Origin of the sequence: Rhodopseudomonas sp. NSM (assembly GCF_052445935.1) — a bacterium.
In the GTDB taxonomy this organism is placed as follows: domain Bacteria; phylum Pseudomonadota; class Alphaproteobacteria; order Rhizobiales; family Xanthobacteraceae; genus Rhodopseudomonas.
The window spans coordinates 627,373-641,736 of the sequence record NZ_JBQTCH010000003.1 but is presented as its reverse complement, the minus strand read 5'-3'; the positions used below and the strand labels follow the sequence as shown (position 1 = coordinate 641,736).

At 67.1% G+C, this 14,364-nt stretch carries 12 protein-coding genes and 2 riboswitches; of the genes, 6 read left to right on the top strand and 6 right to left on the bottom strand.

Translation table 11 applies throughout. The annotated features are described in order from the left end of the window. Nucleotides 1–6: 6 nt before the first annotated feature. The 3 genes from ACTZWT_RS11305 to ACTZWT_RS11295 all read right to left on the bottom strand — a co-directional run bounded on the left by ACTZWT_RS11305 (nt 7) and on the right by ACTZWT_RS11295 (nt 2,872). Nucleotides 7–492, bottom strand: a complete 486-nt coding sequence (locus ACTZWT_RS11305) for a hypothetical protein (RefSeq protein ID WP_444769757.1) — start codon at nt 490–492, stop codon at nt 7–9. Nucleotides 493–652: 160 nt separating this feature from the next. Continuing rightward, the gene (locus tag ACTZWT_RS11300) at nt 653–1,474 is read right to left on the bottom strand and encodes a hypothetical protein (RefSeq protein ID WP_444769756.1); all 822 of its coding nucleotides are present in this window, start codon (nt 1,472–1,474) and stop codon (nt 653–655) included. 12 nt (nt 1,475–1,486) lie between these two features. Continuing rightward, entirely contained in the window at nt 1,487–2,872 is a 1,386-nt protein-coding gene (locus tag ACTZWT_RS11295; RefSeq protein WP_444769755.1) for a hypothetical protein, read from the bottom strand. Nucleotides 2,873–3,181: 309 nt separating this feature from the next. Between ACTZWT_RS11295 and ACTZWT_RS11290 the strand changes: the two genes are divergently transcribed. Continuing rightward, entirely contained in the window at nt 3,182–4,390 is a 1,209-nt protein-coding gene (locus ACTZWT_RS11290) for an acyltransferase family protein (protein ID WP_444769754.1), read from the top strand. Nucleotides 4,391–4,522: 132 nt separating this feature from the next. Next, nucleotides 4,523–6,853: a Tex family protein gene (locus ACTZWT_RS11285; protein ID WP_444769753.1), complete on the top strand. Its 2,331-nt coding sequence runs from the start codon at nt 4,523–4,525 to the stop codon at nt 6,851–6,853. Between the two features lie 90 nt (nt 6,854–6,943). Here ACTZWT_RS11285 and ACTZWT_RS11280 read toward each other — a convergent pair whose 3' ends face one another. Further along, nucleotides 6,944–7,696, bottom strand: coding sequence for an alpha/beta hydrolase (locus ACTZWT_RS11280; protein ID WP_444769752.1), 753 nt, complete (start codon nt 7,694–7,696; stop codon nt 6,944–6,946). 220 nt (nt 7,697–7,916) lie between these two features. Here ACTZWT_RS11280 and ACTZWT_RS11275 point away from each other — a divergent pair, with 220 nt between their 5' ends. Then, the gene (locus ACTZWT_RS11275; RefSeq protein WP_444769905.1) at nt 7,917–8,810 is read left to right on the top strand and encodes an ABC transporter substrate-binding protein; all 894 of its coding nucleotides are present in this window, start codon (nt 7,917–7,919) and stop codon (nt 8,808–8,810) included. A 34-nt stretch (nt 8,811–8,844) separates the two neighbouring features. Here the strand turns inward: ACTZWT_RS11275 and ACTZWT_RS11270 are convergent, their stop codons facing one another. Further along, entirely contained in the window at nt 8,845–9,171 is a 327-nt protein-coding gene (locus tag ACTZWT_RS11270) for a cysteine-rich small domain-containing protein (RefSeq protein ID WP_444769751.1), read from the bottom strand. A 210-nt stretch (nt 9,172–9,381) separates the two neighbouring features. Next, nucleotides 9,382–9,591, bottom strand: a riboswitch (cobalamin riboswitch). Between the two features lie 158 nt (nt 9,592–9,749). Further along, nucleotides 9,750–9,959: riboswitch (cobalamin riboswitch) on the top strand. Nucleotides 9,960–10,162: 203 nt separating this feature from the next. Between ACTZWT_RS11270 and cobT the strand changes: the two genes are divergently transcribed. Both cobT and cobS read left to right on the top strand, forming a co-directional pair. After that, nucleotides 10,163–11,227, top strand: coding sequence for a nicotinate-nucleotide--dimethylbenzimidazole phosphoribosyltransferase (cobT, locus tag ACTZWT_RS11265; RefSeq protein ID WP_444769750.1), 1,065 nt, complete (start codon nt 10,163–10,165; stop codon nt 11,225–11,227). Next, entirely contained in the window at nt 11,224–12,000 is a 777-nt protein-coding gene (gene cobS / locus ACTZWT_RS11260; RefSeq protein WP_444769749.1) for an adenosylcobinamide-GDP ribazoletransferase, read from the top strand. Before cobT ends, cobS begins: the two co-directional genes overlap by 4 nt. On the opposite strand, the gene ACTZWT_RS11255 is transcribed toward cobS, so the two are convergent. Then, the gene (locus ACTZWT_RS11255; protein ID WP_444769748.1) at nt 11,991–12,524 is read right to left on the bottom strand and encodes a tyrosine phosphatase family protein; all 534 of its coding nucleotides are present in this window, start codon (nt 12,522–12,524) and stop codon (nt 11,991–11,993) included. The genes cobS and ACTZWT_RS11255 overlap by 10 nt on opposite strands. Before the next feature lie 103 nt (nt 12,525–12,627). Here ACTZWT_RS11255 and ACTZWT_RS11250 point away from each other — a divergent pair, with 103 nt between their 5' ends. Then, the gene (locus ACTZWT_RS11250) at nt 12,628–14,205 is read left to right on the top strand and encodes a cobyric acid synthase (protein WP_444769747.1); all 1,578 of its coding nucleotides are present in this window, start codon (nt 12,628–12,630) and stop codon (nt 14,203–14,205) included. The last annotated feature ends 159 nt before the right edge of the window (nt 14,206–14,364 follow it).

Below are 14,364 nucleotides of genomic sequence, written 5' to 3'. Positions count from 1 at the left end.
CGGTGGTTACCAGCGGCGATGAATGTGACGGTGACCATAACGCGGGCCACCGAAACGCGGACCGCCGATATAGCCGGCCCGGATCACGGGCGAACCGTAGTAACCGTAGGACTGGCGATAGCCGCGATACGGACGGTAACCGCCGCCGTAGTAGACCGCGCGGGGACGCGCGTAGTAGCGCGGACCGCCGTATCCCCAACCGCCGCCACCGTAGTAGCGCGGGCCGCCGTAGTAGCTAACGACGCGGGGAGCATAGTACGGCGAACCATAGTAGGGCCCACCGCCATAACCATAGCCGTAGCTATACCCAGGACCGTAACCGTAGGCACTGGAAGCGGCACCCGCGATCAGCGCGCCAGCCGCGAGCCCGCCGATCAGGGCCGGGCCGAAACCATGGCCGTAACCGTAACCGCGCTGCGCCTGCGCGGGAGCCGATGCGGTGGCGACCGCAAGGGCAGCTACCGCACCAAGAACCAAGCCAGTCTTCTTCATTTCATTTTCCTTCGCGACGTTGCACTGGGCCGATAACGACGAGGATTTTCAAAAGTTGCTGGAACCGAATGCAAGACACGCACAAAAAGTGGTGTTTCGATGCAGGTTGACAACTGAAAACCGCGACACGTCGCCGCGATGCGCTATCGGGGTCGGCGCCTCAGGGTTTGGCCGGCGGCGCCGCGGCCGGCGGGGTGACGATCTTCAGGGCCTGCAATTCCTCCCGTTTGAATACAAACAGCCGATCTTTCGGCGTTTCCATGGCGTGAATCCAGACCTGCAGGTCGATTCCCATGTCGCCGAGATAGCGCTGGCAGCGCGCGGAGATGCGCTGCGCGTCGCTCATGGCGTCGCGCGACGCGGGCGCCGCAGTGGCGGTTTTCGCAGCGAACACCTGATGCACCCCGATCGCCGCCTTCTCGCCGGCGTGGCGCTCGATACCGCCGAAGAACACCAGCGGACAGGACGACGCGCAGTATTTGCCGGCCTCGATCGAGGTCGCGAGCCCACGGTCGCGGATCAACCGCCCCATGGCCAGCGCATCGCTGACCGAGCCGCCCGGCGAATTCAGCACCACCGTCTTGATGTATTCGCCATGCCGTTGGATCGCTTTGGCGAAGGCTTCAGAGGTCCCGGGCGTGATCGTGCCGATGGCGGTGAGCCTGCCGCCGCTCACGAGTTCGAACGTCATCGCCTTGCCCAGTGCGCCATCGGTCTGCGGCAGTGGCGCCAGCCGGTCGCCACCCGGCAGCCAGGGCGACAGAATCGCCGGCAGCGTCGGCAATCCGCTCGGCATGGCCTCGCGCTGGTCGGCCGGAGCCGGCGTGCCGTCGACCGGAGCCACCCAGCCATTCGCGCTCGCGAGATCGAACGCCAACGCGCCGATCGAAGCGGCGACCAGCCCGCGGAACACCAGGCGGAGCACGGCATCGTCCGGATTGCCGGCCACCCATCGGTTGAAGCGCTGCGCCAGGCCGCTCATCGACGGACCGCGCTACTTGACGTGCCGCGCCGACGACAGCGCGGTGACGTTTTCGTCGGCCGTAGCGGCGGCGGGCTCATCGGCGATCGCCGGCGCCTCGGACGGCTCGTTCCCTTTCGGCTCGGCCGGCGGCTGCGCCGCGCGGCTCGCCTGCTCGACCTCGCGCGCCATCCTGAGCGCCGCCATCATCTCGGCCGCGGTCATGGCCGAAGCGTTCGCCACAGGCAGCCCCTCGCGCCGGATCGCGGCGTGCACAACGCACAGGATCAGCACCAGCACCGCCGGCATCAGGTCGATCGAGATCGCGCCGGCCCAGCTCGGAATGAAATCGCCGGCATAGCGCAGGACGGCTTCCGCCGGTGACAGCGCCTGGAACCGCCCCGGTTCGATCCGCGGCATCTCCAGGATCTTGTCGGCCGCGCCCGCCAGCGACGCGGCCTGCGCCGCGATCGCACCCTCGACCTTGCCGACCACCGCGGTCTGGCGCTCGGCGAGATCGGCGCTGCGCCCACCGGCCGCGGGCGCGATGAACGACGACGACAGCGATGCCGCGGCGCGCTTCACCGCCGGTGCGACCGAGGTCTGCTGCAGATTGGCGATCACGCCCATCAGCGCCAGGGACTCGGTGGCGAAGCCGTCGCTGCGTTCGCTGATCGGGCCGCGCTCCGACACCATCTCACGCATTCTGGCGAGATGCTTGCCCCCTTCCTCGAAAAGCGCCGACACGCGCTTGCCCGAGGCCTCGACTTCCTTCCCGAGACTATCCAGCTGTCCCGACATCTGCGTCAGCAATTGCACCACGGTGCCGGAGCCCGACGTGCCGGTGAGCGAGCCGGCGCGCTCCGCGTCGGCCAGTTTGGCGAACCGCGACGACGCGATCTGGATGTCGGGCAACAGCCCCAGCGCAGCGATGGCGTTGGTGTTCGCGGCGTCGAGGTCGCGGGTATAGTCCTGCACCGTGATCGCGAGGTGTTGCCGGATCGCCGCGCCGCCGGCCAGCGCCGAAGCGTTCAGCCAGGACGACATCGCCACGATCATCAGCGAACCGAAAATCATGCAGCCGAACATCAGGACGCGGCCGGTCCGGTCCACGACGTGCGGCATGAACTGCATCAGGAACACCCAGAAGGCATAGATGCCCACCGACACCGCGACCGAATAGATCAGCGCCGCGAAGAACACGGTCGCGGGGCTGCCGTCGAGCAGCTCGCGCACGCCGAGATAGGTGTAGACCCCCGCGGCCAGCGCCAGAATGGCAGTGGTGAGTTTGAGCATCACCTCCAGCCGCACGACGCCGCGCGACAGCAGTAGCGATGCGGGAACCGGTGTGGTGTTCGAATTAGGGGCGGCAGGTGACGACGATGTGGTGGCCGGGTCGGCGGCAAGGGGCATGGGCATATCCGGATGATGCGACGCTGCGCACGACCAACACCCCCGCATGTTCGCACTTCGCAACGCTTAGTTGCAGATTCGGACGAGATTATGGTGACGCGGAAGCTGGGATCCCGGAACCATCAGGCGCCCGAGAACCGATCTCCGCCAAAGACCAAAGAGGTGGACCGCCGGTCCCGGGTGGTTGGCCCGGCTCCCCAAAGGTGTACAATCGGCGGCGACAGAACTTCGCCGACGGCCGGCGCGCGATGAGCCGCAGCGCTCGCCGCGGCCGGCCCGTTCGATCACGCCCCCTCCCGCGCGCGAACCGCAAACGTGGAACAGCTCGATGTCTACGGCAGTTCGCCTGCGCCCCTTCCGGTGTCCGACTCACCCCAAACGCTGGACAGCATGAGCCAGGACCGCAGTTTCATCCCGCGTCTCGAGTCGATGCGCGGCATTGCCGCGCTGCTGGTCGCGGCATCGCATGTGGTTCAGGCGCCGACAGGGGCCAACACCGGGCTGCTGATCAATCCGGGGGTCGAGCTCAGCAACTGGAGCCGTTTCGCTTACGGGGCGATCGTGCATGTCGTCGACGGCCTGCAGGCGGTGATATTCTTTTTCGTCCTCAGCGGATTCGTGTTGACCCGGTCGTTGCTGAAGGACACCCGCCCCTCGGTTCCACAGGCCACTGATTTCGTCGTCGCGCGACTGTTCCGGCTGTATCCGGCGATCATCTTCGCAATCGGTCTGTTCGCGGTCGCGATGACATTGGCCGGCACGGCCATTCCGCTGTCGATCGTCCTGAAGAACATGGCGCTGATCGACATCTCGCTCAACGGCGTGATGTGGTCGCTGCAGCTCGAGATGCTGGCCATTCCGCTGATCTACGCCATGTACCTGTTGCTGTCCCGCGGCATGCTTCTGCCCAATATATTGGCCACCATCATTGCGCTCACGCTGGTGGTGCTGTCGTTCGATCCTTCCATCCACAAGATGCTCGGCGAGCCCCCCCTGCAGTTCTACTACGCTTTCACATTCGGCTGCTTCTGCGCGGTGGCATCAGGCCGACTGGCGGCGCGGCTGTCGCCGTCGCATGCCAATCTGGCGATCGCCGTATTCATCATCCTGTTCTTCACCGCACGTCCGCTGCTCGGCCATGCCTCGACCTGGCGTTTTCTGGTCAATGCGCTCTGCGCGTGGATGTTGATCCATCTCGTCGCCTACGGTCCGCGCGCGTCGCTGCTGAACGTGCTCGACCATCCGATCGCGCATTGGCTGGGGAAGTTGTCGTTCAGCTACTACCTGTTCCACTTCCTGACGATCACACCGCTGTGGAATCATCCTGAATTTCTCGCCTGGACGATCGACGGTCTCGGCCTGCCGCGACCCCTGGTCGCGCTGCTGGTCTTCGCCGTGAGCACCATGGCGGCCCTGGCGCTCGCCTACGTCTGCTACAGATTTGTCGAACTGCCCGGCGTCCGTCTCGGGCGAGCCGTCCGCGCCTTGATCGCCCCGCGGGTCCGGAGCGTGCCGGCGGCCTGAAGGCTCGCAAACGGCTGTGGGCCGCCCCGACGGCGCCGTCCCCCTCGCTGCCGGGATGTCGTACGGTGCCTTCGATTCGCCGCGCAGCCGGCGCTCAATCGACCTCCTTGCCATCGTTCCGAGAGACCTCCAGTGCCGAAAATCGCGTCCATCATCGCCACCGAACTCACCGTCCGTGAAGAGCAGGTTCAGGCCGCCATCGACCTGCTCGACGGCGGATCGACCGTTCCGTTCATCGCCCGCTATCGCAAGGAAGCGACCGGGATGCTGGACGACGTGCAGTTGCGCGCGCTGGAAGAGCGGCTGAGCTATCTGCGCGAGATGGACGCGCGCCGGATCGCGATCATCGACAGCATCAGGCAGCAGGACAAGCTGACGCCCGAGATCGAGAAGGCCCTGCTCGCGGCCGACACCAAGGCCCGGCTCGAAGACATCTACCTGCCGTTCAAGGAGAAGCGCCGGACCAAGGCGCAGATCGCGCGCGAGGCCGGGCTCGAGCCGCTCGCCGACATGCTGCTGACGAATCCCGACAAGCATCCGGAGACCGAGGCCGCGGCTTTCGTGAAGACCGACGGCGAGCATCCGGTCGCCGACGTCAAGGCCGCGCTCGAAGGCGCGCGCGCGATTCTGGTCGAGCGCTTCTCCGAACACGCCGACCTCACCGGCAGTTTGCGCGAAGCGATGTGGAGCCGCGGCCAGATCAAGTCGAGCGTTCGCACCGGCAAGAAGACCGAAGGCGCGAAATTCGCCGACTATTTCGACTTTTCCGAGCCCTATCAGAAGCTGCCGTCGCATCGAATCCTCGCGCTGCTACGTGGCGAAAAGGAAGAAGTGCTGCAACTCGATTTCGGCGACGGCGAGGATCCCGACTCCAAGGAGCCGACGCAATACGAGAACCGCATCGCGGCGACCTTCGGCATTGCGCGCAAGGGGCGGCCTGGCGACGCCTTCCTGTCGGAATGCGTCCGCTGGGCCTGGCGCACCCGGATCAAGACCGGGCTCGCGCTCGATACTAGGATGCGGCTCTGGCAGCAGGCCGAGAAAGAAGCGGTGCGGGTGTTCGCCGCCAATCTGCGCGACCTGCTGCTGGCCGCGCCCGCCGGCGGCCGCGCGACGCTCGGTCTCGATCCGGGCTTCCGCACCGGCGTCAAGGTCGCGGTGATCGACCAGACCGGCAAGTTCGTCGACCACACCACGATCTATCCGCACGAGCCGGCGCGGAAATGGAACGAGAGCATGCTCGAGCTGGCGCAGCTCTGCATCAAGCATCGCATCGAGCTGGTCGCGATCGGCAACGGCACCGCGTCGCGCGAGACCGAAAAGCTCGTCACCGATCTGATGAAGCTGAAGCCCGAACTCAAGCTCACCAAGGCGATCGTCTCCGAGGCCGGCGCCTCGGTGTATTCGGCCTCCGAATTCGCCTCCAAGGAATTTCCGGATCTCGACGTCTCGATCCGCGGCGCGGTGTCGATCGCACGAAGGCTGCAGGACCCGCTCGGCGAGTTGGTGAAGGTGCCGCCGCAGTCAATCGGCGTCGGCCAGTATCAGCACGATCTCAACCAGCATGTGCTGTCGCGCGCACTCGACGCCACCGTCGAGGATTGCGTCAACGCGGTCGGCGTCGATCTCAACACCGCGTCCGCGCCGCTGCTGGCGCGCGTCTCAGGCATCGGCGAGACGCTGGCGGCGAACATCGTCGCGCACCGCGACGCCAACGGCCCCTTCCCCAGCCGCACCAAGCTCAAGGAAGTCCCGCGGCTCGGCCCCAAGGCGTTCGAGCAATGCGCCGGCTTCCTGCGGATTCGCGACGGCGAGAATCCGCTCGACGCCTCCGGCGTGCATCCGGAAGCCTATCCGCTGGTGAAGAAGATTCTGGCGGCGACCAAGAGCGACATCAAGGCGATCATCGGCCAGACCAAGACGCTGCAGTCGCTGCAGCCGGCGTCCTTCGCTGACGACAAATTCGGCATCCCGACCGTCACCGACATCCTGAAGGAACTCGAGAAGCCCGGCCGCGATCCGCGGCCCGAGTTCAAGACCGCGACCTTCCAGGAAGGCGTCGAGAAGATCACCGACCTCAAGCCCGGCATGATCCTCGAGGCGACGGTGACCAACGTCGCCGCGTTCGGCGCCTTCGCCGATATCGGCGTGCATCAGGACGGCCTGATCCACATCTCGGCGATGTCGGAACGACGTATCAATGATCCGCGCGAGGTAGTGAAGCCGGGCCAGGTGGTGAAGGTGAAGGTGCTCGAGGTCGACGTGCCGCGCAACCGGATCGGGCTGACGCTGCGGCTGTCGGATCCGATTCCCGCGCCCGGCGAGCGCCGCAAGGACGGCGGCGGCAATGCCAAGCTGGTCGATCGCTATCGCCCCAAGCCGGAGCCGAAAAGCACCGGCGGCGGTGCTTTCGCGGCCGCGCTGGCGAAGGCGGCCGAGAACAGCAAGGGCAGATCGAAGTAAGCGGCCGCCGACCCCGCATCGACGAGCCGGCTCGCGCCCATGCGCAGTCGTGCCCTCGGCTGGATCGCCGAAGGCACGACGCCGCCCTGCCTACTTGATGTTCCGCTGCACGAAGGCGTGCACTTCGGCGGCGATCAGATCCTTGTCGTGATCGATCGTCGCGACGTGATAGGAGCGATTGAGCCACAACAGCTCGATGCGATCCGAGCCGACATTGTTGGCGATCACACTGGCGTTGTTGGGCGACAGCACGTGATCGACCCGGGAATTGATCACGAAGGTCGGGCATTTGATCCGCGGCAGCAGCGCCCGCGCGGTGGCGGCCAGCCCGAGCACTTCTTTCATGCAGACGACCGGCACTTCCGGATAGGCCAGTTCCTTGGCCTCGGTGTCCATCATGTCGGAGCCGATGCCCGGAATGGTCTCCGGAAGCCCGCGTGCGAACGCGATCGACGCCATGTCGGGCGATTCGATCTGCGCCGCCGCGTTGATCGGGATCACGCCGCTGACCTTGTCCGGATGCATCGCCGCGAGATACAGCGACAGCGTGCCGCCCATCGACAGGCCGGCGACGAACACCTTGTCGCACTTCGCGGAAATCTCGGCGAGCGCGTCCTCGGCGCAAGCGGCCCAGTCGGCCGCGGTGGTCTTCGCCATCGCCGCCGGCGAGACGCCGTGCCCCGGAAGGCGCGGGCCGAGCACGGTGTAGCCCTGCTCGCCGAGCCGCTCACCGAGATAGCGCATGCTCTGCGGACTGCCGGTGAAACCATGCACCAGCAGGATGCCGATCTTGCCGCCGTCGAAGGAAAACGCTTCCGCTCCCGGTAGGATCACGTCACTCATCTCGATCTCCATTCGTCGTTGCAACCGATCTTTGCCGGTTCGAGGAATGAATAAGCGATCACCGCGGCCACCACAAATCACCCCCTCACCGCGTCCGACACCGACGAGCATTATGGAGCCGGTCCGGGGCTGCCGCCACGGCTTGCTTCAGATCAAATCCGGCAAAGCTTCGATGTGCTTGGTACGTTGCAATCCCCATAAGGAACACGCCTCTCGTACCATGGCCCACCCGATGAGACGTCGAACACGGGGCCTGCTCTGCGGCGCGCTCGCCTTGGCTATCAGCGCAGTGCTGCCCGGCATGGCGATCGCCGGTGCCGCCCGGGTCGCGTCGATCAACATGTGTACCGATCAGCTCCTGATCGCGCTGGCCGATCCGGCGCAGATCGTCGGCCTCGGGCCCTATGCCCGCGACCCGCATCTGTCCTGGTCGGCGAAGCAAGCGCGCGATTTTCCGCGGCTGTCGGGCGAAGCCGAGGACCTGTTGATGCTGGCGCCCGACCTTGTTCTCGCCGGCCGCTACGGCAAGGCGGCGACGCGGGAGCTGTTGCGCAGCAATGGAATTCCGATCGAAGAGTTCGACGTCCCTCGCAACATCGACGACGTGAAGGCGCAGATCCGGCGTGTCGGCGAACTGGTCGGCCATCCCGAGCGTGCAGATGCGATCAATGACCGGATCGATCGATCCGTCACGCGCACCCGCGCGGTGGCGTCGCGTTGGCGCGACCGCATTCTTCCCGTCTCGCGACGCGGCTGGGTCGCGGGCAGCGACGGTTTGCTGAGTTCTCTGCTGGAGGTCGCAGGCCTCTCCAATGCGGCATCGGAGATCGGCCTCGTCTATGGCGGCTTTGCGTCGCTGGAAACGATCGTCGCCTCACGCCCGGACCTGCTGCTGCTCGCAGAGGACAAGCCGTTCGCGGAGGATCAAGGCACGGCGCTGCTGCTCCATCCCGCGATCCAGCACGCCTATCCGCAGGGCCGCCGTCTCGTCTTCCCGGATCAACTGTCGATGTGCGGCGGGCCGATGCTGCCTGCCGCGCTGGATCAGCTCGCCGATTCGATCGAGCGGATTCACCGGGACAAGGACGCGTCCGTGACACGGCCGCACCCTTGACGAGGGCCGCTACGCGTCGCGCAGCGGCGTGGCGTCATTCCGACGACGCCTCCTTGATCCGCTTCGGATCCTGCTCGCTTCCGTCCCACAGCTTCGGCTTCTCGAGCCACCGCTGGATGAAATTCCAGGAGCGACGATAGCCGTTGTGCGGCAGCGTGCAGGCGCTGCAATCCTTCCGTCGCTGGCCGTGGCGATCGGTGAACACCTGATAGGGTCCCGGGCACTCATAGGCGATCAGCGGGCAGTAGCAGAACAGACAATTGAATTCGCGCGCGACGCCGGGATGACACGGCAGAAACGGACAGGCCTCGTTGGTGAAGCCCTTGAAGGCCTCGTTGGTCGTGGTGTCTTTGGGTTCCATGCCCACTCCATGGCGAAGCCCTCGACGGCCCCGCATTGGCGCACAGGCGTGCGTCGTGCCGCCCGCCCGATCACGGGGGCGAGCAACGCGCGACAATGACCGCCCGCGACGCCGATCGATCTGGCGATATCAGCAATCTGCGCTGGGACGACGGCGAACTACGTCTGATTGATCATGGGATTCTCCGCTGTCGACCCGCCGTCGACATCAAGTGGACGATTGCCTTCGGCCGGTCTCCTGGCTCGCGGATATGGTCCGGATCGCCTTCCCGAGCGCGACAACGATCGCTCAGTGGCAGCTTGATCGCGAACGATCCGCTTACAGTTGCGGGGGCAGCCGCGGAATTGGCGAAAAGCTCGCCGCACCGCATTCCCTGTTTCACCTCTCTTGCGAAGAGGCACCGAAGGCATGCCGAACAGAGCACGCCTCGCATCGACGCGCAAGCGCGATGCGGATTCGGGAACGACTACCAACATGCGCGGTGACGTCCACCGCACGATCAGCAGGGAGCATTTGCACCTTCGTCGTAGAGCCCGACTCTCGCCTCCTCTCATCTTGCGTCCGGCGGGTCGTCGTGCTCTTGTCGGATCGTCTACGGTGCCTCTTCGCAAGAGAGGTGAAACAGGGAATGCGGTGCGGCGCGAAAGCGCCAAAGCCGCGGCTGCCCCCGCAACTGTAAGCGGATCGCTTCCGATCACACGCGCCACTGAGTCCGCCAAAACGGCCTCGGGAAGGCGATCGGGACAACATCCGCGAGCCAGGAGACCGGCCGTAGATTTGTGCAATGCCATTCGACGGTGGGTCGAAGAAGGACGTTCAGATGCCGCATCTGCTTTCCACGTAGCGCCCTCATCATCGTCGTCGACTTCGTTCTGTCGATGCTGTCCGAGCCTGCTCGCGACGGCGCGGAGATGTTTGTCCGACGCCTTCGAAGCGTCTTCCGCATGCGCGGAGGTACGCGCTTGTCTCCTCCTCATCATCTCGCAGCCCCATGCACGCACCACGAAGCGACCCGCGTTTCTGCACGATCACTGCCGTCGATCCCGCGCTCGAGCCGCTGCTACGCAGCCGGATCGATGCCAAGGCCAAGCCGCCGGGCTCGCTCGGCCGGCTGGAAGATCTCGCCGTGCAACTCGGACTGATCTGGCATCCGGCGCCGCCGCGCGCGGACCGCGCCACGGTGTTCATCTTCGCCAGCGATCACGGGATCGCCGCCGAAAGCGTATCGCCCTATCCGGCGAGCGTGACGCGGTCGATGGTCAGCGCCTATCTCGCCGGATGCGTCGGCGTGAATGTCCTGGCGAGAGCCGCAGGCGCCGACGTCTGCGTGGTCGATGCCGGCATCGACGATGACCTGCCGCCCTGCCCCGGGCTGATCGATCGCAAGATCGGGCGCGGCACCCGCAATGCCAGCCGCGAGCCGGCGATGACCACCGACGAGGCGCGGCGCGCGATCGACGCCGCCGTCGCGCTGGTCTGCGATGCGATCGACGGCGGCGTCGATATCGTTGCGATCGGCGAGATGGGCATCGGCAACACCACCTCGGCCGCGCTGATCACCCATCGTCTCGCCGCGGCGCCGATCGCCGACTGCGTCGGCCGCGGCGCGGGGCTCGACGCCGCCGGCGTCGCCCACAAGCTCGCCATCGCCGAGAAAGCGGCGGCGCGGACGACTGCCACCGCCCCGCTCGACGTCCTCGCCGAATTCGGCGGATATGAAATCGCGATGATGGCCGGCGCCGTTTTGGCGGCGGCGGCGCGGCGCCGTCCGGTGGTGATCGACGGCTTCATCGCCAGCGCCGCAGCGCTGGTCGCGGTGCGGCTGCATCCAGAAGCAAGGGATTATTGCGTGTTCTCGCACCGCTCGGCAGAGCGCGGCCACAAGGTCCTGCTGGAGACGATGGCGGCGACGCCCTATCTCGATCTCGGCCTGCGGCTCGGCGAAGGCACCGGCGCGCTCATGGCGATTCCGCTGGTCCGCGCCGCCGCCGGAATCCTCACCGAATTCGCTGATCTCTCCGACGTTCTGGCCGGCACGATCGGGCAGCGATCGTGATCCGCCGGCTGCAGCCCCTGCTGAACGCGATCCAGTTCATGACGCTGATTCCGACGATGGGCGCCTCGCGCCTCGACGACGACTGGGTGCTTCCGGCTGCCAAGTACTTCCCTCTGGTCGGCGCGCTGATCGGGCTCGTTAGCGGCGGCGTGCTGCTGATTGCCTCCACGATCTGGACGGGCCTGCTGCCAGCCACGCTCGCGGTTCTCGCCGGCGTGGTCCTCACCGGCGCCCTGCACGAAGACGGCGTCGCCGACACCGTCGACGGGCTGTTTGGTGGCCGGACGCGGGAGCAGCGGCTCTCGATCATCAAGGACAGCCGGATCGGCAGCTACGGCGCGGTGACGCTGGTCGCGAGCCTGCTCCTCCGCATCGTGCTCCTTGCGAGCCTGCCTCCCTGGCTCGGCGCAGCCGCGCTGGTGGCCGGACACAGCATCGGTCGCGCCGGCATCGTGCTGGTGATGTCGCTGCTGCCCTATGCGGGCAATGTCGCGACCGCCAAATTGAACTACCCGACCGCGCGGCTCGGGGGCGGCGGCGCCGCGGCGGCCGTGGCGTTCACCCTGCTCGGCACGATGTGGCTGGCGATCGGCGCCCCCGCGGCGGCCGCCTGCGGAGTCACGGCCGCAGTGATCGCGGGGCTGGCGCCGGCTCTGGCCGCGCGGCGTCTGCTCGGCGGCTATGTCGGCGACGTGCTCGGCGCCACCGAACAACTCGCCGAGATCGGACTGCTGCTGGGCGTCGCCGCTATTGCGGGCCAGGGTCAGATCTGATGCGCCGGACCGTCACGCCAGTCGAGCGGCAGGCAGAACGGGCCGGCCTCGCCGTCATACTCACAGCCCCGTCCGATGCGCTCGATCGCCTCGACCATGCGGCCGTTGCGCGCGAGAATGTCGTCCGCAATCGCCACCATCAGCCGGTTCGGCGTCGCCACCGGCGAACAGCGGCGCAGTTCCTCGGCGATCGCGTGCTCGTCGCCCGGCGCGCGTGCGCAGGCGATGATGTAGGCCGCAGCCGGCGAGCGACTGACGCCCATCCAGCAATGCACCAGAACGTCCTCACCGCTTTCGCAGCCGTGCGCGAAATCGATGATCCTGCGCACGATCGCATCGTCAGGCGCGACATGGACGGAGCCGGTCTCGACGACGTCGTTGAAGGCGAGGATCAGCCGTTGTTCGGGCAGCCAGTCCTCGTTGAAGACGACACGCTGCCACGGCGCCATCAAGGACAGCGACCGCGCCGGCCGCAGCCGCGCGACGAGGTCCTGAGCATGGCTGAGAGCGCTGACGATGATCACGCCGGCGTCGTATCGCCGACGCGGCGCCGGCGTCAAGCCGGCTTTGGATCGCCTCGCGATTCCTCTGCACCCGTTTTGCTTCCCTCCCCCGACGAGTCTCCCGATGACCGCACCCGACGTTGATGAGTTGATCTCCCGCATCCAGTTCACGCCGCGCGCCACCACGGCGCCACGACGCGCCCGCGCGCTGATGATCCAGGGCACCAGCAGCGACGTCGGCAAGAGCATGGTGGTCGCCGGCCTGTGCCGCGCCTACAGCCGCCGCGGGCTGGTGGTGCGTCCGTTCAAGGCGCAGAACATGAGCAACAACGCCGCGGTCGCCGGCGATCCCGATCTGCCGCCCGGCCCCGACGGCGCGGCGGCACGCGGCGAGATCGGCCGGGCGCAGGCGCTGCAGGCGCGCGCGTGCCGGACCGCGCCGTCGATCCACATGAACCCGGTATTGCTGAAGCCGCAAACCGAGATCGGGGCGCAGGTGGTGCTGCGCGGCCGCGTGCTCGGCAATTGTCCGGCGCGGATCTATCACCACATGCGGCAGCGGCTGATCCCGGCGGTGCTCGACAGTTTCGAGCGGCTCGCCGGCGAGGCCGATCTCGTGCTGGTGGAAGGCGCCGGCAGCGGCGCCGAGGTGTATCTGCGCGCCTCCGACATCACCAACATGCGCTTCGCCGAGGCCGCCGATCTGCCGGTCGTGTTCCTCTCCGACATCGACCGCGGCGGCACGATGGCGGCGCTGGTCGGCAGCTACGTGCTGCTCAACGACGGCGATCGCGCCCGCGTCGCCGGCTATCTGATCAACAAATTCCGCGGCGACTTCTCGCTGTTCGAGCCGGGATGCCGCACCATCACCGAACAGACCAGCTGGCCGTTTCTCGGCGTGCTGCGCTGGTTTCCCGGCGCCGACCGATTGCCGGCGGAAGACTCGCTGGCGCTCGAGCGCGCCGCGGCCGCGAGCCGCGGCCGGGTCAGGATCGCGGTGCCGCGGCTGCAGCGCGTGGCGAATTTCGACGATCTCGATCCGCTGGCGGCGGAGCCCGACGTCGATCTGCGCTGGATTCAGCCCGGCTCCCCGATCCCCGGCGACGTCGACGTCGTGGTGCTGCCGGGCTCGAAGGCGACGCGCACCGAACTCGACCTGATCCGCCGCGAAGGCTGGGATATCGACATCCGCGCGCATGTCCGCCGCGGCGGCCGCGTCGTCGGCCTGTGCGCGGGCTTTCAGATGCTGGGACGGGTCGTGCGCGATCCGCTGGGCATCGAGGGGCCGGCGGGTGAAACGCCCGGCCTCGGCCTGCTCGATGTCGAGACCGAGATTTCGGACGACAAGCGTCTGACGGAGATCGATGCGGTCGACCGGCGCGGCGGCTGTCGCGTCACCGGTTACGAAATGCACATGGGGCGCACCACCGGCGCGGGCCTCGCGCAGCCATGGCTGCTGCTCGACGACGGCCGCGGCGAACCGCGGCCCGAGGGTGCGGTGTCGGCGGACGGCCGCGTCATGGGCGCGTATCTGCACGGGCTGTTCGGCGGCGACGCGTTCCGCTCGGCATGGCTGACCACGCTCGGCGCCGCGACCTCCGGCCTCGACTTCGAGCGCCGCGTCGAAGACGCGCTCGACGCCCTCGCCGACCATTGCGAGGACAATCTCGATCTCGACGCCCTGCTGGCGCTGGCAAGATGACGCAGCGCCCGGCATCGGTGTTCGCGAGGTCGCGGCGGGTCTCGTCGGGCGATTGTTAAACGACGAGCACCGCGTCGCGTTCTCCGCTGGCAGGACCGGTCACTCGAGGCTCGACGCCGTTTCGCCGCGCATCCGAATGATGGCGTTGCCGTCGACGCT

Coding starts and splice junctions, on each gene's coding strand:
- ACTZWT_RS11280 (WP_444769752.1), bottom strand. CDS start 7,696: ATGAGTGACGTGATCCTACCGGGAGCGGAAGCGTTTTCCTTCGACGGC.
- ACTZWT_RS11305 (WP_444769757.1), bottom strand. CDS start 492: ATGAAGAAGACTGGCTTGGTTCTTGGTGCGGTAGCTGCCCTTGCGGTC.
- ACTZWT_RS11300 (WP_444769756.1), bottom strand. CDS start 1,474: ATGAGCGGCCTGGCGCAGCGCTTCAACCGATGGGTGGCCGGCAATCCG.
- ACTZWT_RS11270 (WP_444769751.1), bottom strand. CDS start 9,171: ATGGAACCCAAAGACACCACGACCAACGAGGCCTTCAAGGGCTTCACC.
- ACTZWT_RS11275 (WP_444769905.1), top strand. CDS start 7,917: ATGGCCCACCCGATGAGACGTCGAACACGGGGCCTGCTCTGCGGCGCG.
- cobT (WP_444769750.1), top strand. CDS start 10,163: ATGCACGCACCACGAAGCGACCCGCGTTTCTGCACGATCACTGCCGTC.
- ACTZWT_RS11250 (WP_444769747.1), top strand. CDS start 12,628: ATGACCGCACCCGACGTTGATGAGTTGATCTCCCGCATCCAGTTCACG.
- ACTZWT_RS11295 (WP_444769755.1), bottom strand. CDS start 2,872: ATGCCCATGCCCCTTGCCGCCGACCCGGCCACCACATCGTCGTCACCT.